The 25,449-nt window shown below is 71.8% G+C and carries 28 protein-coding genes; 13 read left to right on the top strand and 15 right to left on the bottom strand.

The features are described from left to right. Nucleotides 1-26 precede the first annotated feature (26 nt). Complete coding sequence (locus tag ACGFI7_RS00755; RefSeq protein WP_393397600.1) at nucleotides 27-656, top strand: HAD family hydrolase; 630 nt, start codon at nucleotides 27-29, stop codon at nucleotides 654-656. Next, nucleotides 653-1,195 (top strand): GNAT family N-acetyltransferase, encoded by a 543-nt coding sequence (locus ACGFI7_RS00750; RefSeq protein ID WP_393397598.1) that lies wholly within the window; start codon nucleotides 653-655, stop codon nucleotides 1,193-1,195. Before ACGFI7_RS00755 ends, ACGFI7_RS00750 begins: the two co-directional genes overlap by 4 nt. On the opposite strand, the gene ACGFI7_RS00745 is transcribed toward ACGFI7_RS00750, so the two are convergent. Then, complete coding sequence (locus ACGFI7_RS00745; RefSeq protein WP_393397596.1) at nucleotides 1,196-1,966, bottom strand: SDR family oxidoreductase; 771 nt, start codon at nucleotides 1,964-1,966, stop codon at nucleotides 1,196-1,198. Nucleotides 1,967-2,123: 157 nt separating this feature from the next. Between ACGFI7_RS00745 and ACGFI7_RS00740 the strand changes: the two genes are divergently transcribed. Next, nucleotides 2,124-2,765 carry a maleylpyruvate isomerase N-terminal domain-containing protein gene (locus tag ACGFI7_RS00740; protein ID WP_393397594.1) on the top strand — a complete coding sequence of 214 codons (642 nt, stop codon included), beginning with the start codon at nucleotides 2,124-2,126 and terminating at the stop codon, nucleotides 2,763-2,765. A 2-nt stretch (nucleotides 2,766-2,767) separates the two neighbouring features. On the opposite strand, the gene ACGFI7_RS00735 is transcribed toward ACGFI7_RS00740, so the two are convergent. From ACGFI7_RS00735 to ACGFI7_RS00710, 6 genes are all read right to left on the bottom strand, one after another. Further along, the gene (locus ACGFI7_RS00735) at nucleotides 2,768-3,772 is read right to left on the bottom strand and encodes an ABC transporter ATP-binding protein (RefSeq protein ID WP_393397592.1); all 1,005 of its coding nucleotides are present in this window, start codon (nucleotides 3,770-3,772) and stop codon (nucleotides 2,768-2,770) included. Then, entirely contained in the window at nucleotides 3,769-4,758 is a 990-nt protein-coding gene (locus ACGFI7_RS00730; RefSeq protein WP_393397590.1) for an ABC transporter ATP-binding protein, read from the bottom strand. Before ACGFI7_RS00730 ends, ACGFI7_RS00735 begins: the two co-directional genes overlap by 4 nt. Beyond that, nucleotides 4,755-5,639: an ABC transporter permease gene (locus tag ACGFI7_RS00725; RefSeq protein ID WP_393397588.1), complete on the bottom strand. Its 885-nt coding sequence runs from the start codon at nucleotides 5,637-5,639 to the stop codon at nucleotides 4,755-4,757. The genes ACGFI7_RS00730 and ACGFI7_RS00725 overlap by 4 nt, the downstream gene beginning before the upstream one ends. Beyond that, entirely contained in the window at nucleotides 5,636-6,682 is a 1,047-nt protein-coding gene (locus tag ACGFI7_RS00720; protein ID WP_393397586.1) for an ABC transporter permease, read from the bottom strand. The genes ACGFI7_RS00725 and ACGFI7_RS00720 overlap by 4 nt, the downstream gene beginning before the upstream one ends. After that, nucleotides 6,679-8,484: an ABC transporter substrate-binding protein gene (locus tag ACGFI7_RS00715; RefSeq protein WP_393397584.1), complete on the bottom strand. Its 1,806-nt coding sequence runs from the start codon at nucleotides 8,482-8,484 to the stop codon at nucleotides 6,679-6,681. The genes ACGFI7_RS00720 and ACGFI7_RS00715 overlap by 4 nt, the downstream gene beginning before the upstream one ends. Nucleotides 8,485-8,604: 120 nt before the next feature. Then, nucleotides 8,605-10,230 (bottom strand): ABC-F family ATP-binding cassette domain-containing protein, encoded by a 1,626-nt coding sequence (locus tag ACGFI7_RS00710; protein ID WP_393397582.1) that lies wholly within the window; start codon nucleotides 10,228-10,230, stop codon nucleotides 8,605-8,607. Nucleotides 10,231-10,258: 28 nt separating this feature from the next. Between ACGFI7_RS00710 and ACGFI7_RS00705 the strand changes: the two genes are divergently transcribed. The 3 genes from ACGFI7_RS00705 (at nucleotide 10,259) to ACGFI7_RS00695 (ending at nucleotide 12,889) form a co-directional block, all read left to right on the top strand. Further along, complete coding sequence (locus ACGFI7_RS00705; RefSeq protein WP_393397580.1) at nucleotides 10,259-10,615, top strand: DUF2809 domain-containing protein; 357 nt, start codon at nucleotides 10,259-10,261, stop codon at nucleotides 10,613-10,615. 33 nt (nucleotides 10,616-10,648) lie between these two features. Further along, the gene (locus tag ACGFI7_RS00700; protein ID WP_393397578.1) at nucleotides 10,649-11,194 is read left to right on the top strand and encodes a type 1 glutamine amidotransferase domain-containing protein; all 546 of its coding nucleotides are present in this window, start codon (nucleotides 10,649-10,651) and stop codon (nucleotides 11,192-11,194) included. 162 nt (nucleotides 11,195-11,356) lie between these two features. Next, the gene (locus ACGFI7_RS00695; protein ID WP_393397576.1) at nucleotides 11,357-12,889 is read left to right on the top strand and encodes an amino acid permease; all 1,533 of its coding nucleotides are present in this window, start codon (nucleotides 11,357-11,359) and stop codon (nucleotides 12,887-12,889) included. Nucleotides 12,890-12,944: 55 nt separating this feature from the next. Here the strand turns inward: ACGFI7_RS00695 and lipB are convergent, their stop codons facing one another. The 4 genes from lipB to ACGFI7_RS00675 are packed head-to-tail and all read right to left on the bottom strand — an operon-like array spanning nucleotide 12,945 to nucleotide 15,291. Then, on the bottom strand, nucleotides 12,945-13,580 hold the full coding sequence (gene lipB / locus ACGFI7_RS00690) for a lipoyl(octanoyl) transferase LipB (RefSeq protein WP_393397574.1): 636 nt from the start codon (nucleotides 13,578-13,580) through the stop codon (nucleotides 12,945-12,947). Nucleotides 13,581-13,597: 17 nt separating this feature from the next. Further along, nucleotides 13,598-13,780 (bottom strand): PspC domain-containing protein, encoded by a 183-nt coding sequence (locus ACGFI7_RS00685; protein ID WP_393397572.1) that lies wholly within the window; start codon nucleotides 13,778-13,780, stop codon nucleotides 13,598-13,600. Between the two features lie 51 nt (nucleotides 13,781-13,831). Continuing rightward, on the bottom strand, nucleotides 13,832-14,356 hold the full coding sequence (locus tag ACGFI7_RS00680; protein WP_393397570.1) for an HAD domain-containing protein: 525 nt from the start codon (nucleotides 14,354-14,356) through the stop codon (nucleotides 13,832-13,834). Then, nucleotides 14,353-15,291, bottom strand: a complete 939-nt coding sequence (locus ACGFI7_RS00675) for an AraC family transcriptional regulator (protein WP_393397568.1) — start codon at nucleotides 15,289-15,291, stop codon at nucleotides 14,353-14,355. Before ACGFI7_RS00675 ends, ACGFI7_RS00680 begins: the two co-directional genes overlap by 4 nt. A gap of 74 nt (nucleotides 15,292-15,365) precedes the next feature. Here ACGFI7_RS00675 and ACGFI7_RS00670 point away from each other — a divergent pair, with 74 nt between their 5' ends. After that, nucleotides 15,366-16,181: an NAD(P)H-binding protein gene (locus ACGFI7_RS00670; protein ID WP_393397566.1), complete on the top strand. Its 816-nt coding sequence runs from the start codon at nucleotides 15,366-15,368 to the stop codon at nucleotides 16,179-16,181. 100 nt (nucleotides 16,182-16,281) lie between these two features. After that, nucleotides 16,282-17,112, top strand: coding sequence for an undecaprenyl-diphosphate phosphatase (locus tag ACGFI7_RS00665; RefSeq protein ID WP_393397564.1), 831 nt, complete (start codon nucleotides 16,282-16,284; stop codon nucleotides 17,110-17,112). Here ACGFI7_RS00665 and ACGFI7_RS00660 read toward each other — a convergent pair. From ACGFI7_RS00660 to ACGFI7_RS00650, 3 genes are all read right to left on the bottom strand, one after another. Next, a complete protein-coding gene (locus ACGFI7_RS00660) occupies nucleotides 17,069-17,809 on the bottom strand; it encodes a hypothetical protein (RefSeq protein ID WP_393397562.1) in 741 nt (246 codons plus the stop codon). The genes ACGFI7_RS00665 and ACGFI7_RS00660 overlap by 44 nt on opposite strands. After that, nucleotides 17,802-18,383 (bottom strand): RNA polymerase sigma factor, encoded by a 582-nt coding sequence (locus ACGFI7_RS00655; protein WP_393397560.1) that lies wholly within the window; start codon nucleotides 18,381-18,383, stop codon nucleotides 17,802-17,804. The genes ACGFI7_RS00660 and ACGFI7_RS00655 overlap by 8 nt, the downstream gene beginning before the upstream one ends. Before the next feature lie 152 nt (nucleotides 18,384-18,535). Continuing rightward, nucleotides 18,536-19,678 (bottom strand): MFS transporter, encoded by a 1,143-nt coding sequence (locus ACGFI7_RS00650; protein ID WP_393397558.1) that lies wholly within the window; start codon nucleotides 19,676-19,678, stop codon nucleotides 18,536-18,538. Between the two features lie 87 nt (nucleotides 19,679-19,765). On the opposite strand from ACGFI7_RS00650, the gene ACGFI7_RS00645 reads away from it, so the two are divergent. Genes ACGFI7_RS00645 through ACGFI7_RS00635 form a run of 3 tightly spaced genes read left to right on the top strand, consistent with a single transcriptional unit; the run spans nucleotide 19,766 to nucleotide 23,194 of the window. After that, the gene (locus ACGFI7_RS00645) at nucleotides 19,766-20,083 is read left to right on the top strand and encodes an ArsR/SmtB family transcription factor (RefSeq protein ID WP_393397557.1); all 318 of its coding nucleotides are present in this window, start codon (nucleotides 19,766-19,768) and stop codon (nucleotides 20,081-20,083) included. After that, nucleotides 20,070-22,562, top strand: a complete 2,493-nt coding sequence (gene hrpB / locus ACGFI7_RS00640) for an ATP-dependent helicase HrpB (RefSeq protein WP_393397555.1) — start codon at nucleotides 20,070-20,072, stop codon at nucleotides 22,560-22,562. Before ACGFI7_RS00645 ends, hrpB begins: the two co-directional genes overlap by 14 nt. Further along, on the top strand, nucleotides 22,559-23,194 hold the full coding sequence (locus ACGFI7_RS00635; protein ID WP_393397553.1) for a hypothetical protein: 636 nt from the start codon (nucleotides 22,559-22,561) through the stop codon (nucleotides 23,192-23,194). Before hrpB ends, ACGFI7_RS00635 begins: the two co-directional genes overlap by 4 nt. On the opposite strand, the gene ACGFI7_RS00630 is transcribed toward ACGFI7_RS00635, so the two are convergent. Continuing rightward, a complete protein-coding gene (locus tag ACGFI7_RS00630; RefSeq protein ID WP_393397551.1) occupies nucleotides 23,184-24,368 on the bottom strand; it encodes a pyridoxal-phosphate dependent enzyme in 1,185 nt (394 codons plus the stop codon). The genes ACGFI7_RS00635 and ACGFI7_RS00630 overlap by 11 nt on opposite strands. A 57-nt stretch (nucleotides 24,369-24,425) precedes the next feature. On the opposite strand from ACGFI7_RS00630, the gene ACGFI7_RS00625 reads away from it, so the two are divergent. Together ACGFI7_RS00625 and ACGFI7_RS00620 are read left to right on the top strand one after the other, a co-directional pair. Then, nucleotides 24,426-25,274 carry an SPFH domain-containing protein gene (locus ACGFI7_RS00625; RefSeq protein WP_393397549.1) on the top strand — a complete coding sequence of 283 codons (849 nt, stop codon included), beginning with the start codon at nucleotides 24,426-24,428 and terminating at the stop codon, nucleotides 25,272-25,274. Beyond that, entirely contained in the window at nucleotides 25,267-25,446 is a 180-nt protein-coding gene (locus ACGFI7_RS00620) for a hypothetical protein (RefSeq protein WP_393397547.1), read from the top strand. The genes ACGFI7_RS00625 and ACGFI7_RS00620 overlap by 8 nt, the downstream gene beginning before the upstream one ends. The last annotated feature ends 3 nt before the right edge of the window (nucleotides 25,447-25,449 follow it).

Here is a 25,449-nt window from a genome sequence, read left to right as displayed (position 1 = left end):
GTAGGGTCGGGGGCGTGGAAGCCTGTGTGTTCGATCTTGACGGGGTGCTGGTCGACTCGGAGCCGGTGTGGGAGGAGGTGCGTCGCGCCTTCGTCGCCGAGCACGGCGGCGCCTGGCGGGACGACACGCAGGCGCGGCTCATGGGCATGAGCACCGCCGAGTGGGCCGCCTACCTGCATGAGCTCGGCGTGCGGATGCCACCGGACGAGATCGCCCGGCAGGTCGTCGGCCAGATGGCCGAGCGGTATCACAGCCATCTGCCGCTGATGAAGGGCGCGCCCGAGGCCGTGCGGCGGCTCGGCGATCGTTTCACGCTCGGCCTGGCGAGTTCGTCGCCCCGGCAGCTCATCGACGTGGTGCTCGCGTCGAGCGACCTGCACGACTGCTTCGACGCGACCGTCTCGACCGAGGAGGTGGCCCGCGGCAAGCCCGCCCCCGACGGCTACCTGGAGGCGGCCAGGCGGCTGGGCGTGGACCCGGAGGACTGCGTGGCGGTGGAGGACTCCAGCAACGGGCTGCGGTCGGCGGACGCGGCGGGGATGCGGGTCATCGCCGTGCCGCACCCGCGCTACCCGCCCGCCCCCGACGCGCTGGCCCTGGCCTGGCGGGTGGTCGACGACCTGGACGCGCTCACCGCCGACCTCCTCGGCGGGTGACCGTGGAAGGTCTCGTCAGCGATCCCCCGGTACGACTGCGGCCGGTGATCGAGAGCGACCTGGACCTGTTCCGGCGGTTCGCCACCGAACCCGGCCTCATCGGGCTCGACTGGGCCGGGTTCCGTGACGCGCAGGCGCCGGCCCGGCGCTTCGCCGCCGACGGGTATCTCGGCCCCGACCACAGCCGGCTCGTCGTCGTCGTGGACCAGGACGTGGTGGCGGGCTTCGTCGACTGGCGGGCCAGGGGCGGCGACGTGTCGAGATACTGGGAGATCGGGATCGCCCTGCTGCCCGAGTGGCGCGGCCGCGGCATCGGTGGGCGCGCGCAGGCGATGCTGTGCGACTACCTGTTCGCGCACACGCCGGTCGAGAGGATCGAGGCGGGCACGCATCCGGAGAACATCGCCGAGCGGAAAGCCCTGGAGAAGGCCGGGTTCACGCATGAGGGCACGCTGCGCTCGGTCGAGTTCCGGGCCGGCCGGTGGCGTGACGGCCTGGTCTACAGCAGGCTGCGCGGCGACCCTCCCCCGTCCGGGTGATCAGGCGGAGATGCCGCCGTCGCTCTTCAGCAGCTGGCCGTTGATCCACTTGCCGCGTGGCGAGCACAGGAACTCCACCAGGTCGGCGGTGTCGCGGGTGGTGCCGAGGCGGCCCAGCGGGGTGTGGCCGGTCATGGCGTCCTTCAGCTCGTCGGACATCCAGCCGGTGTCGATCGGGCCGGGGTTGATCACGTTCGCGGTGACGCCGAGGTGGGCCAGCTCGCGGGCGGCGGCCAGGGTGATCCGGTCCAGCGCGCCCTTGCTCGCCCCGTACGGGAGGTTGCCGACGACGTGGTCGCTGGTGAGCGCGATGATCCGGCCGGTGCCGTGGGCGCCCCTGAACCGGCGGCCGAACTCGCGGATCAGCAGCCAGCTCGCGCGGGCGTTGACGGCGAAGTGGCGGTCGAAGCTGGCCACGGTGGTGTCGAGCAGCCCGGAGTCGACGGACTCGCAGTGGCACATCACCAGCGCGGCGACGGGCCCCAGCCGGCTCTCCACCTCGTCGAAGATGCGGGCCGGCGCCTCGGTCTCGACCAGGTCGGCCTCCACCGCCGCGGCGGCCGCGCCCTCACCGACCAGGGCTTTCCTGATCGTCTCGACGGCGCCTTCCTCGGCGCCCCACGTCATCCGCTCGTCGTAGGGCGTCCAGTACGTGAACCCGACGTCCCATCCGGAGGCGGCCAGCCGGGTCGCGATCGCGGCCCCGATGCCCACGGTCCTGCCCACGCCGGTGACCAGCGCCACGGGTCGCGCACTCTGCTCCACGCTCATCCAAAAGATCGTCCCTGAGCGAGCGGTCCGGGGCAACGGATTTGGCCGCTTGTCACGGAACCTTGGCGAGAGGGAGTGGAGATCGTGCACACCTCTCTGCCCGATACTGCCCGGCGGGTCCCGGCTAAGGTGGCTGCGACGTACCGGAAGGGCGGACATGACGGATATCAGACAGTCGTACCTCACGGCGGCGGAGTCGGCCGTGGTTCTCCTGCACGACCCCGCGGTCGCGGCGGCCTGGGGCAAGCCGAGCGCGCTGACCGAGTTCAGCGTCGGAGGGCTGGCCGGCCACCTGGCGCACCAGCTCGTCAGGGTGAGCGGCCTCCTGGAACCGGCGGACGGCGCGGCCGGGGAGCCGGCCACCCTGCTGGAGCACTACACGCGCTCTCCGTGGGTGCAGGCGGGCCTCGACCACGAGAGCAACGTGAGCGTCCGGCGCGGCGGCGAACAGGTGGCCGCCGACGGCCCTGCCGCGCTCGCGGCCCGCGCGGCGGAGCTGCTGGAGGACCAGCGGCGGGCGGTTCCGGCGCAGCCGGCCGATCGGGTGGTCGCCCTGCCGTGGACGGGCTGGTCGCTGACGCTGGACGACTTCCTGCTCACCCGGCTGATGGAGCTCGTCGTGCACTCCGACGACCTGGCGGCCAGCGTCGGCGTGGAGACGCCGGAGCTGCCCACGGAGGTCATCGACCCGGTGGTGGACCTGCTGGCTCGGCTCGCGGTGCACCGCCACGGCGCCACGGCGGTGATCCGCGCGCTGAGCCGGACCGAGCGGGCGCCGGCCACGATCAGCGCCCTCTGAGGTCAGCCGGTGGCCTCCGCGTAGTAGCAGGCCGCCTGCGCCCCGGCCGAGGCCGGCAGGATGTCGAGCAGCTCGCCTCGGCACCGGGCGTCCACGCCCGCCTCGGCGGCCTTGCCGGAGGCGAGCACCTGGCAGCGGGCGTGGAAGCGGCAGCCGCCCGGGATCTTGGTCGGGTCCGGCGGCTCGCCGGTCAGCACCACCCGTTCGGGCGACTCGGGCAGCACCGACAGCAGGGCCTGCGTGTACGGGTGACGCGGCGCGGTCAGCACCTGCTCGACCGGCCCGGACTCGACGATCCGGCCCAGGTACATCACCGCCACCCGGTCGGCGATGTTCCACGCCAGCCCGAGGTCGTGCGTGACGACCAGCGCCGAGAGCCCCAGCTCGTCGCGGAGCCTGAGCAGGAGCGCGAGGATCTCACCGCGCACCGACGCGTCGAGCGAGGCCACCGGCTCGTCGGCGATCAGCACCTTCGGGTCCAGCGCCAGCGCCCCGGCGATCACCACGCGCTGCCGCTGCCCGCCGGACAGCTCGTGCGGGTAGCGCAGCAGGAACCGCTCGGGCGGCCGCAGCCCGGCCTTGGCCAGGGCGGTGTTGACCACGTCCGCCTCGTCGGCGAGCCCGTGGATGCGCGGGCCCTCGGCGACCGCCTCGTAGACGGTCTGGCGGGGGTTCAGCGAGCCCATCGGATCCTGCAGCACGAGCTGCACCTGCTTGCGGTACTCCTTGAGCGCCCCGGAGGAGTAGCGCAGCGGCTCTCCCCCGTACCGGACCGTGCCGGACGTGGGCTTCTCCAGGCCGAGCAGGGTGCGCGCGAGCGTGGTCTTGCCGCACCCGGACTCGCCGACCAGCGCCACGATCTCGCCCTCGCCGATCGCGAGGTTGACGCCGTCGACCGCGCGGGCGCGCCGCCCGCGCGAGGTGAACTCCACGTGCAGGTCGCGGGCCTCCAGGAGGGTGCGGCGGGCCGTGGTGACCTCCTCGGCCGGGGCTTGCGTCTCAGTCATGCGTCCTCCTGTACGCGGTCCCGCCCATGGTCCCGCACGTGGACGCAGGCGGCGGCACGGCGGTCGCCGGCGGGCCACAGCTCGACGTCCAGTGTCGGACACTCCTCCAGCGCGACCGGGCAGCGCGGGTGGAACGAGCAGCCCGTGGGCAGGTCCATCGGGTCCGGCGGGTCGCCGCCGAGACCCCGGGGCGCCAGCCGCGACGCCGGGTCGCCGACCGTCGGGAAGGCGGCGGCCAGGGCCTGGCTGTAGGGGTGCTTGGGATCGTGGAACACCTGGTGGGACGGGCCCTGCTCGACCACGCGGCCCGCGTACATGACCGCGAGCCGGTCGCAGACGTCGGCGAGCACCGAGAGGTCGTGCGAGATCATGATCAGGGAGATGTCGTGGTCGGCGACCAGCTCCTTGATCAGCGTGAGGACCTGGGCCTGCACCATCACGTCGAGCGCCGTCGTGGGCTCGTCGGCGATGATGAGCCGGGGCGAGCAGGCGAGCGCCATCGCGATCATCACGCGCTGGCGCTGGCCGCCCGACAGCTCGTGCGGGTAGCTGCGGGCCCGCCAGGCGGGCAGGCCCACCTGCTCCAGCAGCTCCGCCACCCGCTTGCCGGCCTGGCCCGGCTTGGCCATGCCGTGCACGAGGAGCGGCTCGGCGATCTGGTCGCCGATCCGGTGCACCGCGTTGAGCCCGTGCTGGGCCCCCTGGAACACGATCGACGCCTCGGCCCAGCGGACCGCGCGCAGGCGGCCCCACTTCATGGTGAGGACGTCCTCGCCGTCGAGCAGGATCCGGCCGGTGACGCGGGCGTCGCGCGGCAGCAGCCGCAACAACGCCATGGCCAGCGTCGACTTGCCGGATCCCGACTCGCCGGCGACCCCGAGAGCCTCACCGCCGCCGAGCGTGAGCGACACGCCGCGCACGGCGGGCACCTCGCCCTCGGCGATGCGGTAGGTGACCGAGACGTCGTCCAGTTCTAGCAGGCTCATGCCTTCGCCCCCCGGAGTCGCGGGTTGAGCACGGTCTCCAGCGCCCGCCCGCAGAGGGTGAACGCCATGACGACCGCGAGGATGCACAGGCCGGGGATGAGGATGTACCACCAGGCGCCGGAGCTGGCCGCGTTCCAGTCGTAGGAGCCGCGCAGCATGGTGCCCCACGAGGTCTTGTTCGCGGTGACGCCCAGGAAGGCCAGCGTCGACTCGGTGACGATGGCGCTGGCGACCTCCAGCGTGGTGCTGGCCAGCAGCAGCGGGGCGACGTTCGGCAGCACGTGGCGGGTGGTGATGTGCCAGTGGCCGCCGCCGAGCGCCTTGGAGCGCTCGATGTACGGCCGGGCCTCCACGGCGAGCGTCTGGGCCCTGATCAGGCGGGCGGTCGACGGCCAGGAGGTGACGCCGATCGCCATGATGATGGTGAACGTGCTGCCGCCCAGGATGGCCGCCAGCACCAGCGCCGTGATCAGCGAGGGCAGCACCAGGAACCAGTCGGTCACCCGCATGATGACGGCCCCGATCCAGCCGCGGAAGTGGCCGGCGGCGATGCCGAAGACGGTGCCGATGGCGACGCTGACCAGGGCGGCCAGGAAGCCGATGAGCAGGGACGTGCGCGCGCCCCACCACACCATGAGCAGGATCGAGCGGCCGGACTCGTCGGTGCCGAACGGGAACTCCAGGCTCGGCGGCATGAAGCGGTCGCCGGTGTTCTCGATCACGCTGGTGACGCTCTGGTCGATGAAAAGCGGCGCGACGAGCGCGAGCGCCACGGCCACGACGAGGATGACCAGCCCGACGACCCCCGCCCGCTGGCGGCGGAAGCCGTCCCAGAACCGGCCGAACGCCCGCCTTCTGCGGGTCCACGCGATGGCGGTCATGCGGACCTCACCCTCGGGTCGAGGAAGTGGTAGACGACGTCGGCCAGCGTGTTCATGACGATCACCGCGACCGTGATGAGCATGAACGTCCCCTGCATGAGCGTGAAGTCGGGCACCTGGATCGCGTCGTAGAACAGCTTGCCGAGCCCCGGCCAGCTGAAGACGGTCTCGACCGTGACCGCGCCGCCGACGACGAAGCCGATGCGCATGAACACCAGCGTCACCGTGGGCAGCAGCGCGTTGGGCACCGCGTGCCTGCGGCGCACCTCGTCGTCGCGCATGCCCTTGGCCCGGGCCGTGGTGATGTAGTCCTGGCCCACCTCGTCGAGCAGGGACGAGCGCATGACCAGCAGGTACTGCGCGTACACCACGCCGACCAGGGTGAGGCAGGGCAGCACCATGTGCCACGCCACGTCCAGGATGTAGCCGAACCCGTCGGGCGCGTCGACGCTCTCGATGCCCCGCGACGGGAAGATCTTGAGCCAGGCGCCGAACACCATGAGCAGCAGCAGGCCGAGCCAGAACGTCGGCACCGACCACAGCACCAGCGAGGTGGCCGTGGAGAACCGGTCGAACCGGCTGCCCGGCCGCCATCCGGCGCGGGTGCCCTGCCACAGCCCGAGGCTGACGGCGATGACCAGGCCCACCCCGGCGAGCAGCAGCGTCGGCCCGAGGCGCTCGCCGATGAGCTCCAGCACCGGCCGCTTGTACTCGTAGGAGGCGCCCAGGTCCAGGCGGAGCGTCTGGCCGACGAAGTCGAAGAACTGGTCGGCCAGCGGCTTGTCCAGACCGAGCCGGTGCCGCTCCAGGTCGAGTTGCGCCGGGGTCATGTTGCGGCCCTGGGCGAGGTTCCGTACCGGATCTCCGGGGAGGAGGCGGAACAGGAAGAACGTCGCGATGATCACCATCGCGATGCTGAGCAACGCCCCGCCCGCCTTGGTGAGCGCGTAGCGCAGCACGCCGTGGCGGGCGGGGCGGTGGTCGTCAGCGGGGCCCGCCGCCTGCGCGGCGGCGGGCTCTGCTGCTTCGAGCGGTGCGGTCATTCGCGGTCGTCCGCCACGGACTTGCGCCGCCTGGTCAGGAAGAACGCGCCGAGGCCGATGACGATCACGGCGCCGACCACGCCGGCGATCAGGCCGGTGTTGGAGCCGCCTTCCTCGGAGGCCGCGGCGGACTCGACGGCCTCCAGCGAGTAGAACGGCCAGAAGCTGCTCGCGCCGTACAGGATGCCGTCCTGCTCGGGCACGGACGTGATGCTCTTGATCCGGTCCTTGCGGTAGCCCTCGAGGTCGTTGGTGTAGTAGATCGCGATGACCGGGGCGTCGGTGTAGAGGCGCTCCTGCATCTGCTTGATGAGGTCGGCCCGCTTGGGCCGGTCGAGCTCCTTGAGCTGGTCCTGGTAGAGCTTCTCGAAGGTCTCGTCGCAGTAGAACGACTCGGTGCCGCCGCCCTCGCCGGACGGGGTCGGCCGCCGGCTGCACAGGTGCGTCGCCAGGACCTCCTCCGGGTCGGGGTTGACCGACCAGCCGGAGATCGCGATGTCGAACAGGCCGGTGACGCCGGTCTCCTCGGAGAACTTGCTGGAGTCGAGCTTCTTGGTGGTCAGCGTGACGCCGATCTCCTTGAAGAAGCCGGTGAGGTACTCGGCGAGCTTGTCCTCGATCGGGGTGTCGGTGTGGATGCTGAAGCGGAACTCCAGCTTGCGGTCACCGTCGGGCATCGTGCGGACGCCGTCGGCGCCCTTCTTGTAGCCCGCCTCGTCGAGGATCTGGTTGGCCTTGGCCGGGTCGTAGGAGACCTTGGTGTCGCCGGTGGCCTCCCAGAAGAAGTCGGTGTACATGGGCGGCACGATCGAGCCGTGCGCCGGCTTGGCCAGGCCGTTCTGCACCTCGGCGACGAGCTTGTCCTTGTCGATGGCCAGGTGCAGCGCCTGGCGGACCTTCTGGTCCTTCAGCGCCGGGTGCCCGTCGCCGACCTCCTTGTCGTCGGTGGTCGTGGCGCCGTGGTTGATCTGCAGGTAGGCGGCGCGGCGGCCCTGCTGGTTCCACTGCACGATGTTGGGGTCGCCCTTGAGCGACTCGAACTCCGGCGGGTTGAGCCGGCCGATCAGGTCGATCTCGCCGTTCTTCAGTCCGATGATGGACGCGGCCGGGTTCTCGTAGAAGACGACCTGAAGCTCGTCGATCTTGGGGGCGCCGCGCCAGTAGTTCGGGTTGGCCTGCAGCTTGACGTACTGGTCCTTCTTGTGTTCGACGGCGATGTACGGGCCGCTGGTCACGGCGGGGTACTCGTCGCCGGAGAAGTCCGCGATGTTGGTGACCTTCTCCCAGACATGCTTGGGCATGATCGGGATCGGGTTCTCCAGGATGGACGCCTGCGGGTTCTTCAGCTTGATGATCAAGTCCTGGCCGTTGGCGGTGACGCTCTCGAAGTTCTCCGCCGCCGGGCCGTTCGCGGTCTTCGCCGCGTCATCGGTCATGATCTTGTTGAAGGTCCAGGCGGCGTCCTCGGCCGTGATCGGCTGGCCGTCGGACCACTTGGCCGAGCGGATCTTGAAGGTCCAGGTGAGGCCGTCCTCGGAGCTGCTCCACGACTCCGCCAGGTCGGGGCTGGGCTTCAGCGTCTTGCTGTCGGGGACCGTCAGGAAGCCGTACATCCAGCGGTGGATCGAGGTCGACACCAAGCGGACGGCGAGGAACGGGTTCATGGAGTCAACGGCCTGGGTCGCGCCCACGCGGACGACCTTCTTCCCCGCCGCGGGATCTTGCGCCAGCGCCACCTGCCCCTGGCTTACCACCAAAAGCGCGACGCCCAGCACTGCCAGGCGTGCGAGCCATTTCCTCATGTGTGCCTCACCTTCAGGCGGGGGGTTATCTGTGTAGAGCACGGCACACCATAGGAACGTCGCATGTCAACGAGTTGCGGAGAATTGTTTCATCTTCGTTTCTTTGTGCGGTGTAAATTTTCAGTGGGAGTCGGACACGCGTCCCTTGTCAACCACGAGCCTGCGGTCGACGCTGACCGCCTCCAGCATGCGGCGGTCGTGCGTGACGAGCAGGAGCGTGCCGGGATAGCTCGCCAGCGCCGACTCCAGCTGCTCGATCGCGGGCAGGTCGAGGTGGTTGGTCGGCTCGTCGAGCACCAGCAGGTTGACGCCCTTGGCCTGCAGCAACGCCAGCGCGGCCCGGGTGCGCTCGCCGGGCGAGAGCGTCGAGGCGGGCCGCAGCACGTGGTGCGCCTTCATGCCGAACTTGGCCAGCAGCGTGCGCCCCTCCCCGGGCGGCAGGTCGGCGTGCGCGGTGAACGCGTCGAGCAGCGTCTCCTCGCCCTCGAACAGCCCGCGCGCCTGGTCGACCTCGCCCACCACGACGCCGGAGCCCAGCGTGGCGTGGCCCTCGTCCGGCCGGATCCGCCCGAGCAGCACGCCGAGCAGCGTCGTCTTGCCCGCACCGTTGGCCCCGGTGATCGCCACCCGCTCGGCCCAGCCGATCTCCAGGTCGACCGGCCCGAGCGTGAAGCCGCCCCGCCTGACGACCGCGCCGCGCAGCGTCGCCACCACCGCGCCGGACCGGGGCGCCACGGCGATCTCCAGCCGCAGCTCCCACTCCTTGCGCGGCTCCTCGACCTCCTCCAGCCGCTCCAGCAGCTTCTCCGACTGCCGGGCCTTGGCGGCCTGCTTCTCGGTGGCCTCGACCCGGGCGTTGCGCCCGATCTTGTCGTTGTCGGACATCTTGCGGCGGGCGTTCTTGACGCCCTTCTCCATCCACGCCCGCTGCCTGCGGGCGCGGGCCTCCAGCTCCGCCCGGGTGTCGGCGTACTCCTCGTAGCGCTCCCTGGCGTGCCGCCTGGCGACCTCGCGCTCCTCCAGGTACGCCTGGTAGCCGCCGCCGAACAGCTGGATGCGCTGCTGGGCCAGGTCGAGCTCCAGGACGTCGGTGACGGTCCTGGCCAGGAACTCGCGGTCGTGGCTGACCACGACGGTGCCGGGCCGCAGCCCCTTGACGAAGGACTCCAGCCGGTCGAGCCCGTCGAGGTCCAGGTCGTTGGTGGGCTCGTCGAGCAGGAACAGGTCGTACCGGCTGAGCAGCAGCGAGGCCAGCCCGGCGCGGGCCGCCTGACCGCCCGACAGCGAGGTCATCGGCTGGTCCAGCGCCACCGGCAGGCCGATCGCCTCCGCGCGCTCGTCCAGGTCGGCGCCGCCCAGCGCGAGCCAGCGCTCCAGCGCGACGCTGTAGGCGTCGTCGGCGCCGGGCGTCTGGTCGGCCAGCGCCTGCGCGGTGGCGTCGAGGTCGCGCTGCGCCCGCGCGACGCCGGTGCGGCGGGCCAGGAACTCCATGACGGTCTCGCCCGGCCTGCGGTCGGGCTCCTGCGGCAGGTAGCCGACGGTGGCGGTGGCCGGGCTGAGCCGGATCTCGCCCTCCTCCGGCCGGTCGAGGCCGGCCAGCATGCGCAGCAGGGTCGACTTGCCCGCGCCGTTGGCCCCCACCAGCCCGATCACGTCACCCGGGCTCACCACCAGATCCAGCCCCGAGAACAGCATCCGCTCCCCGTGACCGGCGGCCAGCCCTCGCACCACCATGGTCGCACTCATGTACGGCGATGCTACTAGGGTGAGCCGGATGTCCCGTTTGCCGGTTGCGCTGGCGGCCCTGGCCACGATCGTCCTCGGACTCGGCGTCCGGCTGCTGTGGGACGGCCCGGTCCCCAAGTACGCCGGCGACGCGCTCTACACAGTGCTGATCTACCTGCTGATCGTGCTCGCGTGGCCGCGCGTGCGCCCGTGGGCGGCGGCGCTCGCCTCGGCCGGGCTGAGCTGGGCGATCGAGTTCGCCCAGCTCGGCGAGATCCCCTCGGCGCTCCGCCCGCTGCTCGGCAGCACGTTCAACCCGCCCGACCTCTTCTGGTACGCGGCCGGCGCCGCGACGGCGTGGGCCGCCCACGCGTGGCTCGCGTATAGATCGGGATCTCCCGGATAGGGGGTGGGAAACCATCGGACTACGGGAGCCATCATGCTGCAGGACAAGACCATCGCTTTCCTGGTCGCGCCCGAAGGCGTCGAGCAGGTCGAGCTCACCGAGCCGTGGAAGGCGGTCAAGCAGGCCGGCGGCACGCCGAGGCTGATCTCCACCAAGTCCGGCCAGGTCCAGGCGTTCAACCACCTCGACAAGGCCGAGAAGTTCGCCGTGGACGCCACGGCGGAGGAGGTGTCGGCGACCGACTTCGACGGGCTCGTGCTGCCCGGCGGCGTCGCCAACCCCGACTTCCTGCGTACCGACGAGAACGCGGTGCGGTTCATCCAGGGCTTCTTCCAGGACGGCAAGCCGGTGGCGGCGATCTGCCACGCGCCGTGGACTCTGATCGAGGCCGGCGCCGTCCGGGGCCGGCTGATGACGTCCTGGCCGAGCCTGCAGACCGACCTGCGCAACGCCGGCGCCAACTGGGTCGACGAGGAGGTCGTGATCTGCGACGGCGGGCCGAACAAGCTGGTCACCAGCCGCAAGCCGGACGACCTCAAGGCGTTCTGCCAGGCCACGGTCGACGTGTTCGGCGGCTGACACGATCAAGGGGCGGACCGTACCGGTCCGCCCTTTTTCGCGCCTGAACGAAACTCGCCTGTTACTCCTTGCTCGCGCGCCGGAAATGGTCTAGACGTATACCAAAGAATGGTCTAGATGTAGACCATAAAGAGCGTCCTCCGCGCCCCCCAGGGAGACCTCATGAGCACAGAAGAGGATTCCAGGCGACTCGCCGAGCTCGGCTACAAGCAGGAGCTGGCCCGGACCTGGAGCGGATTCTCCAACTTCGCCATCTCGTTCTCCATCATCTCGATCCTCGCCGGCTGCTTCACCACCTTCGGACAGGCCTGGAACAACGGCGGCCCCATCGCCATATCCTGGGGCTGGCCGCTGATCTCCCTCTTCATCCTGATCATCGGCTTCTGCATGTCGGAGCTGGTCTCCGCCTACCCGACCGCCGGCGGCATCTACTGGTGGGCCGCCAAGATGGGCAAGCCGATCCACGGCTGGTTCACCGGCTGGCTCAACCTGATCGGCCTCATCGCGGTCACCGCGTCCGTCGACTACGGCTGCGCCACCTTCCTCAACATCACCCTCACCCGGCTCACCGGCGGCGCCTGGGAGGGCACGCTCACGCAGGCGTTCCTGCTGTTCGTGATCGTGCTCGTGCTGCACGCCCTGATCAACATCTTCAGCCACCGGCTCATCTCGCTGCTGCAGAACGTCTCCGTCTGGTGGCACGTCCTCGGCGCGGCCATCGTGGTCGCGATCCTGGTCTTCGGGCCGTCCGAGCACCAGTCGGTGGGCTTCGTGTTCACCGAGACGATCAACAACTCCGGCTTCGGCGACGGCTCCAACGGGCTGACGTTCTGGCTGTACGTGCTGCCGCTCGGCTTCCTGCTCACCCAGTACACGATCACCGGCTTCGACGCGTGCGCGCACGTGTCGGAGGAGACCCAGGGCGCCTCCAAGGCCGCCGCCCGCGGCCTGTGGCAGTCGATCTTCTACTCGGCGATCGGCGGCTGGATCGTCCTGCTGGCGTTCCTGTTCGCGGCCACGAACGTGGACGAGATCAACAAACAGGGCGGTTTCGTCGGCGCCATCTTCGAGACCGCGCTCAGCTCGCCGCTGGCCACCGCGATCTTCGCGATCTCCACCATCGGCCAGTTCTTCTGCGGCATGAGCTGCGTGACCTCGATGTCGCGGATGACGTACGCGTTCGCCCGCGACGGCGCGGTGCCCGGCTGGCGGCTCTGGTCACGGGTCGACCGCAACCGCACCCCGGTCAACGCCATCCTGGCCGGCTGCGGGGTCGCCGCCCTCATCACCCTGCCCGCCCTCTACGCCCCTCCCGGCCTGACCACCCCGGTGGCGTTCTTCGCCGTGGTGTCGATCGCCGTCATCGGGCTCTATCTCGCGTTCCTCATCCCGATCTGGCTCCGGCTGCGGATGGGCGACCGCTTCGAACCCGGCCCGTGGACGCTCGGCCGCAAGTACAAGGTGCTCGGCTGGATCGCGGTGATCGAGATCGCGATCGTCTGCGTCTACTTCATCATGCCGTTCTCGCCCTCCGGGGTGCCCGGCGACGAGGAGTTCGCCTGGACGTCGGTCAACTACGCGCCGATCGCGGTCGGCGTGGTGCTGATCGGCATCGGTCTCTGGTGGTGGCTGTCGGCCCGCCACTGGTTCACCGGCCCCCGCCGCACCATCGACGAGGTCCCTCTGGACGTCTGACGGCCTGCGCCCCGGGCCGCGTGCCCGGGGCGCGGACGTGTTCGCCCAGGCCGGGTCAGGACGCCTCGAAGGCGGACGCCACGACCGGGCGGACGTCGTCCAGCGACGCCTCGCCCAACTCTCGCTTGAGCGAGGTCATGTCGACGTCCGGCATGCCGCAGGCCACCGCCCAGTCCCACGGCATCAGGTCGCCCTCGACGTTGAGTGCGAAGCCGTGGCTGGTGACGCCCCGGCTCTGCCGCATCCCGATGGAGACGATCTTGCGGCCGGTCCCGGAGGTCCACACGCCGGTGAGCAGCTCGGAGCCCGGCGGGGTGTCGCGCCGCTCGGCGGGCAGGCCGAGCCGGCCGAGGGCGTCGACCAGGCGCAGCTCGACCTCGCGCACGTAGTCGACGATGCCCTCGTCCTCGCCCAGCTTGACGATCAGATAGCCGACGAGCTGGCCGGGGCCGTGGTAGGTGAGCTGCCCGCCCCGCCCCGTCTCCACGACCGGGATGCCGCGCGACGGGTCGGGCAGGTGGGACAGCGGGGTTCGCCGGCCGACGGTGTAGACCTGCGGGTGGCTGAGCAGCCAGAGCGTGTCGGGCCTGGTGTCGCCCTGGCGCTCGGTGACCAGCTCGGCCATCCGCTCCATCGCCTTGTCGTAGTCGACCAGTTCGTCCTGGATCAGTGTCAGCGGCCTTGCCCTCATGCTTCAGAGGATAAGCCTCAGTACTTCTTGGGCTCCTCCGGGACGAGGATCCACATGACGATGTAGACGACCCACATCGGACCGGGGAAGAGCGAGAGGATCAGCCAGAGGACGCGGACGAGGGTGGGCGACAGGCCGAACCTGTCAGCGAGGCCTCCGCAGACCCCGGCGAGCATCCGGTGCTCTCGTGAGCGGTACATGATGTCCCTCCGTGTGACGACGTTCTACTGGTTCGAACGCGCGAACCCCGCCTACTTCTCCCACGAGGGACCCTGAGAAAACCCTGTAAGGGTCAGCCACTCACGCGCGACGGCCAGGTGTTGGCTGGTCAGACCCTGCCTGGCGGGCACATGGATGAGCAGGAATTCTCCCGTACCCTGACGGGCCCTGAGGTAGTTCTCGTCCTCCTGGTAGACCTGGTCGTCGAACCAGACGAAGGGCCGGCCGCCGACGTACTCGGCCACGCGGCGGGTCTTGAACATCTCGCCGTGCTCGCCGCCGATCCGGTCGTCCGGCCGCATCCCGATGACCGGCAGCGACGGCAGGCCGATCCGGGGCGCGATCCACTCGTTGGCGTGCTGCTCCCAGGTCGTCGCCCACACCAGCTCGGCCCCGGTCTCCAGCGCCAGCTCCAGCAGCCGGGGGCCGTGCCGCTGGTTGAGGTGGACGGTGTAGACGGAGCTGCCGATCGTGCACCGGTAACGGCGGAAGTCGGGAGTCGGGTGGCCGGTGGGGTTGAGCACCCCGTCGACGTCCAGGAGCAGCAGCGGCTTCACCGTACGGCCTCGTTCGCGAGCACGTGCGTGCCGCCCGCCCGGTGCTCCTGGGGGCTGACGCCGTGGGTCCGTTTGAAGGCGGCGCTGAGCGCGAACGGGCTGCCGTAGCCGACCTTCCTGGCGACCGAGGTGATGGTCGCGTCGGGCTCGCGCAGCAGGTCGGCGGCGAGATCCAGCCGCCAGCGGGTGAGGAAGGCCATCGGCGGCTCGCCCACCAGCTCGGTGAACCGGCGGGCCAGCGACGCCCGTGAGACCCCCGACTCGGCGGCCAGCGCGGCGACCGTCCACGAGTGGGCGGGGTTGTTCTGCATGAGCCGCATGGCCTTGCCCACGACCGGGTCGCTCAGCGCGCGGTACCAGGTCGGCGCGTCCTCGGTGGCGAACCATCCGCGCAGGGTGGCGATGAGCAGCAGGTCGAGCATCCGGTCGAGCACCGCGTCCTGCCCGGGCTCGTTCTTGCCCACCTCCTCGCCCAGCATCTCGATGAGCGGCCCGCCGGGCCGGACGAGCATCGGCGGCAACGCCCGCAGCAGCCGCTTGCTGACCTCCCCGGCCATCAGGTAGGTGCCGACGATCATGTTGTCAGCGCCGTCGCGGCCGTTGCCCCAGGTGCGCACGCCCAGCTGCATCTTCTCGTACAGCGAGACGCCGTCGAGCGTGGTGCAATCCTCGCCGGGGTGGATGACGATCTGCGGCGGGGTGTCCGGCCGGTCGGCGACCACGTACGGCTCCGGCCCGCGCACCACGGCGACCTCGCCCGGCAGGACCCGCGTCACCCCGTCGCGGACGATCCACGCCTCGCCGCTCACCATCGCCAACAACGTGAGCGGAGCCTCGTCCTGCACCCGCATCGACCAGGGCGGATCGAGGACGACCCGGAGCATGAACGCGCCGCGCGCACGCGGACCGTCGAGCAGCGCCGCCAAATGATCCATGCTGAGACGATCGCATATGCTCTGGCGCTTCTCAACCATGGAGAGTCTCAGCGGTCTCCGGCTTACTTGGAGGCATGACAATCCTGGTAACGGGCGGCACCGGCAAGACCGGCCGCCGGATCGCAGACCGGCTCGACACGCTCGGCCACGCCGTCCGGGTCGGCTCCCGCAACGGCACCCCGCCCTTCGACTGGGCGGACCGCGGCACCTGGGGCCCCGCCCTGGAGGGGGCGCGGGCCGTCTACATCTCCTACTATCCCGACCTGACCTTCCCCGGCGCGCTCGACGACGTGCGGGCGTTCACCGAGCAGGCGGTCCGGGCGGGCGTCGAACACCTGGTGCTGCTGTCGGGCCGGGGCGAGGAGCTCGCCGAGGCCGCCGAGCAGGTGATGCGGGAGTCGGGAGTCGCCTGGACGATCGTGCGCTGCGGCTGGTTCATGCAGAACCTCTCCGAGGGCTACCTGCTGGAACCGGTGCTCGACGGGGTCATCGCGCTGCCCGCGGGGGACACGCCGGAGCCGTTCGTGGACGTGGACGACATCGCCGACGTCGCCGTGGCCGCGCTCGTCGGTGACGGGCACGCGGGCCGGGTGTACGAGCTGACCGGGCCCCGGCTGCTCACCTTCGCCGACGTGGCGGCCGAGCTGTCCAAGGCCACCGGCCGCGACATCGTGTACGTGCCGATCACGCCCGACCAGTACGCGGCGGGCGCCGTCGAGCACGGGGTGCCCGAGGACGAGATCGGGATGCTGATCGGGCTGTTCACGGACACCCTCGACGGCCGCAACGCCTACGTCGCCGACGGCGTGCGCGCGGCGCTGGGCCGCCCGGCCAGGGACTTCGCCGACTTCGCGCGGGACAACGCCGCGGTCTGGGTGAACAACGAATGACATCGGCGGGACCCGGCCGTGATCGGGCCTGCCGGGTCCCCGGTTTCCGCTAGCCTCGCCTCGGTACATCGTGCGCTTCTACCGGGGGGAAGGTGCAGGCGTGATCGGCTGGTTCGAAGCCGTGGTGCTGGGGGTGCTGCAAGGGCTGACGGAGTTCCTTCCGATCTCGTCCAGCGCGCACATCAGGGTCGTCTCGGCGTTCTTCGAGTGGGACGACCCCGGCGCGGCGTTCACCGCGGTCATCCAGCTCGGCACCGAGACGGCGGTGCTGATCTACTTCAGGAAAGACATCTGGGAGATCATCTCCACCTGGACCCGCTCCCTGTGGACCCCCGCCCTGCGTGGCCACATCGCCGCCCGGATGGGCTGGTACGTGATCCTCGGCAGCATCCCGATCGGCCTGCTCGGCCTGCTGCTCAAGGACCAGATCGAGGGCGTCTTCCGCGACCTGCGGCTGGTCGGCACCACGCTGATCCTGTTCGGGCTCATCCTGTGGTTCGCCGACCGCACCGCGCGCAACAAGCTCACGCTGGCCAAGCACCTCAACGTGCCGCACTCCGTGGTGTACGGGTGCGCCCAGGCGCTCGCCCTCATCCCCGGCGTCTCCCGCTCGGGCGGCACCATCACGGCCGGCCTGCTGCTCGACTACCGGCGCGAGGAGGCCGCCCGCTACTCGTTCCTGCTGGCCATCCCGGCCGTCCTCGCCTCGGGGCTGTACGAGCTGTCGGAGATCGGCGGCGCCAAGGCCCCCGACTGGGGCCCGACGATCCTGGCCACGGTGATCTCCTTCGTGGTGGGCTACGCCGCCGTGGCCTGGTTCCTGCGCTACATCAGCACCCACAGCTTCACCGGCTTCGTGATCTACCGCATGGCCCTGGGCTTCGTCGTCATCCTCGCGGTGACGCTGGGCTGGATCCCCGCCCTGGGGTGACGTCCTCCACGTCGGGCGCGTAGTCCACCCGGAAGGTCCCGGGCTCGATCTCCTCCGAGACCACGCCGACGAACTCCGCCATGCCGGGTGGCCACACGGTGCGCTCGTCCCACACGACGCCGTGGATCGCGGTCAGCGACGGGAGCCGGACGTCCGACAGGTCCACGCCGGCGACGTTCATCGGGGCCGAACGGTCCTCCACCTCGGTCAGGTCGGCGGTGAGGTCACCGGCGTCGGCCAGGGCCCGCGACACTTCGATGATGAGTTCGGGCAGCGGCACGTCCTCCTCCCCCGTCGTCGGATAACGATGGAAGAGCGCGACGGCCAGCGCACGGGCCAGCGCCACGTTGAGCGCCCGCAGCAGATCTGTGGTCCCGCCGAGGTCGCCCGCGACGGCGAGCGCGCGCCCCACGGCCTGCCTCAACTCCTCCGTACGCTCGCCCGGCCGCGAGACGGCGAGACGATTCGCGCAGGACGCGGCGCGGGCGAGGGCCTGCTCGACCTCGCGCAACCGCAGACGGGCCCGGAAGAGGCTGACCGTCGTCGGCTGCGGGACGGCGAACAGGCTCATCATCGCCGTGACGTACGACTCCACGTCCGTGTGCGCGCGGGCGTGGGCCTCGAGGCCCGCGTCACACCGGGCGAGCAGCAGGTCCAGCTCGTCCTCAGGAGGGCCGCCGAAGGCTTCGTCACTCATCCGGCCGTCCTCCCCGGTACGTGTTGAGCCGCGCGGCCAGTTCGAGCCGCGCCTTCTTCACGATGTCGCGGGCCCGCTGCTCGGACACGCCGAGCTCGCGCGCGATGAACGCGTACGGCAGGCGGTCCAGCCGGTAGTGCATCGCCTGCCGCTGGACCGGCGGCAGCCTCTTCAGCTCCCTGATCAGATCGACGTGCGGGCCGGCGAGGTCGGCGGGGTCCTCGCCGTACGGCACATGGTCGGGCACGACGGCGAACGGGGTCGCCGGCACCTGCCGGCGGCGCTCGCCGGGTGGCCGGCTCCACGCCCGTTCGGCCACCTTGCGCACCCAACCGCGCGGGTGCTCGACCCGGCGCCAGACGTCGGGTTCGCCGGCGCACAGGCGCCACGCCTCCAGGAAAGCCTCCTGCGCGGCGTCCTGGGCGTCCTGGAGGGAGGCCCCGCGCCGCATCATGTCGCCGACCACGGAGGGTAACTCCTGACGGAACCAGTCCACGAACGCGGCCTGCGTGGCCTGCAACCGGATCTCGGTGGCCGTGAGGGATGGCTTGCTCCGGGGGGAGTCATCGTCCATCGCCTGCATCCGTGCCCCCTTCTCGCCCCATGTGGTTATTGGACAGAGAAGAGTGGCGATACGGGGGCATGATCGGGAAAGACGCATACGTGGGCCGGTGGGGCGAGAGTTCCTCCTGATGCCAGAAAAGCCATCCTCCGGAGGAGAATCCGCTATCCGGCCGGCACTTCCTGCCGGACCGCCGCGGGACGGTACGTCGCGAGGGTGAACACCGTCGTCATCACCCCGAGGCCGACGGCCAGCACGATGACGCCCGCTCGCCCGTACCCGTCGAGGACCAGCCCGCCGGTGACGCCCGCCAGCATGAGCCCCGCGTACTGGGCCGACGACAGCAGGCCGAGACCGACCGGCACGTTGCCGGGCAGCACCGCGACCACGCGATACTGCTGCGCGGGAGCCACCAGCCAGCCGACCGCGCCCCACAGGAACGCCCAGATCAGGGCGGCGGGCAGGGCCAGGTTCGCGACCGGGATCAGGGCCATGAGCAGCGTGGCCGTGATCAGCCCCGTCAGCACCATGCGGCGCGGCCCGTAGGCGTCGGTGAGCCGCCCGCCCACCTGGTTGCCGACGACGGCGCCCACGCCCCAGGCCCACAGCACGGCGGCCAGCGGCTGGTCGAAGAGCGAGCCGATGTAGGTGTAGGCGGCGAAGGCCGAGGCGAACATCAGCAGCTGCGTGGCCAGCACCGCGAGCACGCCCCGGTCGGCCAGCGGCGCGAACCGCTCGCCCAGCCGGTCGGACACCGCGATCCGCACGTCGGGCACCAGGGCCGCGATCCCCACGAAGCCGATCACCGCCAGCCCCGTCACCAGCCACATCGTGGCCCGCCAGCCGTACGCCGCGCCCACCCACGTGCCGAGCGGCACGCCGATGGCCGTGGCCACGCTCAGGCCGCCCATGACCAGCGCCAGCGCCCGGCCCCGGCGCTCCGGTCCGGCCAGCGCGGTCGCCACGCCGGAGGCGGTCGGCGTGAACATGGCCGCCCCGGCCGCGGCGAGCACCCGTGTCGCCACCACCAGGGGGTATCCGGACACCACGGCGGTCAGCGCGTTGCCCAGCACGAACAGGCCGAGCCCGACGAGCAGCAGCGTCCGTCTGGGCATCGCCGCGGTCACGGCGGCGAGCAGCGGCGACAGGACGGCGTACGCTAGCGCGAACACGGTCATCAGCTGACCGGCGGCGGACACGGACACGTCGAGGTCGGCCGCGATCGGGTCGAGTAATCCGGCGATGACGAACATGCCGGTGCCGGCGGCGAAGTTTCCGGCGGCGAGCGGGTAGAGCCGGCGATTCACGGGACCTCCGGTCGATCAGGTGGACGCCCATCAAACTGACGCATTGTTGGATGGTTGTCAAACAATAAAACCCGGTAGGGTGGTGACATGCGCGTCCTGCCCCACCCCGCCGTCGAGGACCTGGAGCTGACCGAGGTGCTGCGAGCGCTGGCCGACCCCGTGCGGCTGGAGGCCGTCACCCTGCTGGCCGCGGCGGGCGAGCTGACCTGCGGCGGTCTGGGCGGCGAGCTGAGCGTGCACAAATCCACCGCCTCCCACCACTTCCGCACCCTCCGCGAGTCGGGCCTGGTCATCACCCGGCAGGAGGGCCGGCAGAAGTTCATCCGCCTGCGCCGCGACGACCTCGACGCCCGCTTCCCCGGCCTGCTGGACTCGGTGCTCTCCGCCGCCCATGCCAAGGTCTGACACGCTGCCGATCCGGCGGGTCCTGCCCGAGTTGCTGGCCGCGCTCGACGACCGCGGCTGCGCCGTGCTGACCGCCCCGCCGGGTACGGGCAAGACCACGGTCGTGCCGCTCGCCCTGGCCGAGTCCGGCCTGCGGGTGGTGGTGGCCGAGCCCAGGCGGCTCGCGGTGCGCGCGGCGGCCCGGCGGATGGGGGTCAGCTACACGATCCGCGGCGAGCGCCACACCGGCGCCGACCCGAGGGTCGAGGTCGTCACCACCGGCGTGCTGCTCCAGCGGCTCCAGCGCGACCAGGAGCTGACCGGCGTCGACGCGGTCATGCTGGACGAATGCCACGAACGCCACCTGGACGCGGACACCGCGCTGGCGTTCCTGCTGGACGTGCGCGCGGCGCTCCGGCCCGACCTGCGGCTGATCGCCACCTCCGCGACCGCCGACACCGCACCCTGGGCACGGCTGCTGGACGGCCCGGTGGTGGCCGCGTCCGCCGTCGCGCATCCCGTCGAGACCGTGTGGGCGCCGCCGCCGCGCCCGGTCGCCCCGCCGCACGGGCTGCGCGTCGACCCTGCCCTGCTGGCGCACGTCGCCCAGGTCGTCCGGCGCGCGCTCGCCGAACGGGACGGCGACGTGCTCTGTTTCCTGCCCGGCGTCGGCGAGATCGCGAGGGTGGCGGCGATGCTCGACGGCGTCGAGGTCCTCCAGGTGCACGGCCAGGCCCCGGCCCACGTCCAGGACGCCGTGCTCGCGCCCGGCGGCTCCCGGCGCGTGGTGCTCGCCACCTCGGTGGCGGAGTCGAGCCTGACCGTGCCCGGCGTGCGGGTCGTGGTCGACTCGGGCCTGGCCCGCGAGCCGCGCACCGACCACGCCCGCGGCCTCGGCTCCCTCACCACGGTCCGGGTGTCCAAGTCCGCGGCCGGCCAGCGGGCCGGCCGCGCGGGGCGGGAGGCGCCGGGCGCCGTCTACCGCTGCTGGTCCGCCGCCGACCACGACCGGCTGCCCGACCAGCCCAGCCCGGAGATCGCGCTCGCCGACCTCACCTCGTTCGCCCTCCAGGCGGCCTGCTGGGGCTCCGACGCCGACGGCCTGGCGCTGCTCGACCCGCCCCCGCCCGCCGCCCTGGCCGCCGCGCACGCCACGCTGGAGGCTCTGGGCGCGGTGCAGCCGGTACGGACGAGCGCCGGGCAGGTGCGGGTGACGGCGCGGGGGCGGCGGATGGCGCTCGCGGGAGTGCACCCCCGGCTGGCCCGCGCCCTCCTCGACGTGGGTCCCGACGCCGCCGAGGTGATCGCCCTGCTGTCCGAGCAGCTCCCCCGCGACGCCGGGGACGACCTGGTGGAGGTCTGGCGCGCGGCCCGTCGCGGCCGCGACGCCTTCACCGCCCGCTGGCGCGCCGAGACCCGCCGCCTCACCCGCACCACCACCCTGTCCCCGGCTGCCGGAACTGCGGTGCTCGAACAGGACAAGGGGGCGGGGCCGGTGGCCACGACGGCCGCCGGGCCGGTGTCGGCGCGTAAGCGGGACGAGGTGGCCGCGACCTCGGCGCGGACGCAGGACGAGGTGGCCGGGCTGGCGGTCGCGCTGGCGTTCCCCGAGCGGGTGGCGCGGCGGCGGGGCGGCGGCTATCTCATGGCGTCCGGCACCGAGGCCCAGCTCGCCGAGGGTTCCAAGCTGGCGTCCGCGCGGTGGCTGGCCGTCGCGGTGGCCGACCGCCCCACCGGGTCGGCGTCGGCCAGGATCCGCCAGGCCGTGGTGATCGACGAGGAGATCGCCAGGCTCGCATTCCCGGTGACGGTCGAGGAGGAGGTCGCCTGGAAGGCCCCGCCGGGGTCGAGGCGGGGCGACGTGACGGCCCGCCTGGTCGAGCGGCTGGGCGCGATCGAGCTGTCCGCCACCCCGCTGCCCGACGCCGACGTGCGCCAGGCCCTGCTCCACGGGCTGCGCACCGAGGACGTGCTGACCTGGACGAAGGAGGCCCGCGCGGTCAGGGACCGGCTGGCGTTCTGTCACCGCGCGGTGGGCGAGCCGTGGCCCGACGTGCGCGACCTGGTGGCCCTGGCCGACCGGTGGCTGGAGCCGGAGCTGTCCCGGGCGCGCCGCCGGGCCGACCTGGAGCGGATCGACGTGGCCGCCGCGCTGCGCCGCCTGGTTCCCTGGAGCGAGCGGCTGGAGGCGGTGGCGCCGGAGCGGATCGAGGTGCCCACGGGGTCGCGGATCCGGATCGACTACGCGGCGGAGCAGCCGGTGCTGGCGGTGAAGCTGCAGGAGCTGTTCGGCTGGCAGGAGGCGCCCCGGATCGCGGGCGTGCCGCTGCTGATCCACCTTCTCTCGCCGGCGGGCCGGCCGCTGGCGGTCACGGCGGACCTCGCGTCGTTCTGGCGTGACGGCTACCGCGCGGTGCGTGCCGAGATGCGCGGCCGCTACCCTAAGCATCCCTGGCCGGAGGACCCGCTGACCGCCACCCCCACGCGGAGGGCCAAGTGATCGGGGAAGCGGCGCTCAACAACGCCGCCTGGTGCGACGCCCTGTGCCGGGCGCACGGCCTCCCCGGCGTCTTCACCCGCCGGGCCTGGACGAACCCGCGCCGCACTCCGCCCTACTACCCCGACGCGGTCACCCTCTCCCCCGACGCGACGGCGGCCGACGTGCTGCCCCGCATCGACGCGACCGGGGGCGCCTCCGTCAAGGACAGCTTCGCCGCGCTCACCCTGCCGGGCTTCGAGCTCCTCTTCGAGGCGACCTGGCTGCACCGCCCGGGCGCCCTCCCTGCGGGACGCGCCGCCGGGTGGGAGGTGGTGCGCGCGGAGGAGTCGCTGCGGGCCTGGGAGCGGGCGTGGGGCGAGCAGCCGGGCCTGTTCCCCGCGGCGCTGCTCGCCGACCCGTCGGTCAGGATCCTGGCCGGCCCGGACGGCGGGTGCGTGCTCAACGAGACGCCGGGCGGCCGGACCGTGGGGATCTCGAACGTGTTCGGCGACGACCCCTGGCCCGGCGCCGTCGCCCAGGCGGCCGCGCTCTTCCCCGGCCGTGACCTGGTCGGCTACGAGACCGACCCCGGCCCTGCGGTCGAGCACGAATTCGCCCCGATCGGCCAGCTGCGGGTGTGGCTCAGAGGTTAGCCAGCACCTCGTCGAAGGTCGTCGCCTCGACGATCTTCGCGGAGCCCACGCCGACGTCCTTGAACCCGCTGGACGTGCCGACGCACACCACCGGCCCGTCGAAGTCCGCCCCCAGCTTCCGGCGGCCCGCGAGCCCGGCCGCGCCGGACAGCTCCTGCCAGAGCCCCGCGCGCCCGAGGTCGCGCTGGGCCGCGCGCATCTCCTCGTCGGTGACCAGGATCGCGTCGCCGCCGCTCTCGCGGACCGCGCGCACGCCCCGGTGACCGCCGACCGTGCAGGCAATCCCGTACGCGTCCGTCGGCGCGAGGTCGACGATCGCGGCCGGGACGCCCGCGTTGACGGCCCGCGCGTGCGGCCCGCCGGTGGCCGGCTCGCAGGAGAACATCCGGGGCGCGGTCTCGGCGACCCCGAGCCGCCGCAGCTCGGCGAAGCCCTTCCACATCCCGTACAGCAGCTCCGCGTATCCGGTCGGGGCGAACACGGCGGCGGGCGGCCGGCCGAGCTGGACGAAGATCTCGTACGCGATCGTCTTGTAGCCCTCGGGCCCGTACGGATGGCCGGTGTGGGTGACCGTCTGGTTGCTGACCGGGTGGTAGCCGAGCCGGTCCACGATCTCCCGCAGCAGCGGCCAGCGCCGTTCGGTCGGCACGCTGAACACGGCGGCCCCGTACGCCCGGACGAAGGACTGCGCGGCGGGCGGCGATCCGGCGGAGGCGAGCACGATCGCGGGCAGCCCGGCGCGGGCGGCGTAGGCGGCGGCCGAGGCGCCGTGGTTGCCGGACGAGGCGACGACGACGCCCGGCGCGCCCTCGGTGACCGCGGCGCTGACCGTGACCCGGTTGAGCCGGTCCTTGTGCGACCAGGTCGGGTTGCGTGATTCGTCCTTGACGTACACGCCGCACGCCTCCAGCAGGGGTGTGCCGCCCTCGCCGAGGGTGGGCGCGGGCAGGGGTGGCAGCAGCGGCGCCCAGCGCGCGATGTCGGGGCCGGCGGGCTGGTCGAACAGGCCGGCGGGCACCCGGTCGTAGGCGTAGTCGACGCCGACGGGATAGGCGATCGCGGCGGTGCTGGTGCGCGGGCAGCCGCGGGTGAGCGGCGGCCGGAGGGGATACGTGAGGTCGGGGTCTCCGAGCGAACGCTGGCCGGTGGCGAGCGAGACGAGTTCCTGAAGCACGCGCACGAGCCTAGATGAGATATCATGGTGATATCACTTCGATAGCAGGGAGGCGCGATGGAACGACGTGCGTACAGGGTCAACGGGTTCGTGGTGCTGCTCGTCCTGCTCGTGCTGGGAGGCGCGGCACTGCTCGGTGGCCTGGGCTCACCGATGCTGCTGGTCGCGCTCGGCTCGGTCTGGGGCGTGCTGGTGCTGCTGGTCGCCAGCGGCTTCACGATCGTCAACCCGAACGAGGCCAAGGTCGTGCAGTTCCTCGGCCGCTACGTGGGCTCGGTGTCCGACGCGGGGTTCCAGTGGGTGCTGCCGTTCACCACCAAGCTCAAGGTCACGCTGCGGGTGCGCAACTTCGAGACGGCCAAGCTCAAGGTCAACGACGCCGACGGCAGCCCGGTCGAGATCGCCGCGGTCGTGGTCTACAAGGTGGTCGACAGCGCCAAGGCCGTGTTCTCGGTCGACGACTACGAGGAGTATGTCGCGATCCAGTCCGAGGCGGCCGTCCGTCATCTCGCCACCACTCACCCGTACGACTCCCACGACCCGGAGCGCACCAGCCTGCGCGACGGCGCCGAGGTGGCCACCGAGCTGACCGCCGAGCTGCGCGACCGCACCGAGCTGGCCGGCATCGAGGTCCTCGAGGCGCGCATCACCCACCTCGCCTACGCCCCCGAGATCGCCCAGGCCATGCTGGTCCGCCAGCAGGCCGGCCAGGTGGTCGCGGCCCGCGCGCGGATCGTCGAGGGCGCGGTCGGCATGGTCCAGCTCGCGCTCAACAGGCTCGCCGCCGAAGGCGTGGTCGACCTCGACGAGGAGCGGCGGGCGCAGATGGTGTCCAACCTCCTGGTCGTCCTGTGCGGCGACCGGGCGACCCAGCCGGTGGTGAACGCCGGCAGTTTGTATGCCTGAGCGGAAGAAGCTCCTGCTACGCCTGGACCCGGCCGTCTACGACGCGATCGCGAAGTGGGCGGCCGACGACCTGCGCAGCGTCAACGCACAGATCGAGTACGCGTTGCGGCTCGCGCTCAAACACGCGGGCAGGGAGCAGAAGCCGCGGAAAGAACCTCGCGCGGAAGAGTAGAAA

The sequence above is a fragment of the Nonomuraea sp. NPDC048826 genome (genome assembly GCF_043198225.1).
Classification (GTDB): Bacteria; Actinomycetota; Actinomycetes; order Streptosporangiales; family Streptosporangiaceae; genus Nonomuraea.
The sequence above is the reverse complement of the archived record's forward strand: the minus strand, read 5'-3'. Positions and strand labels throughout refer to the sequence as shown.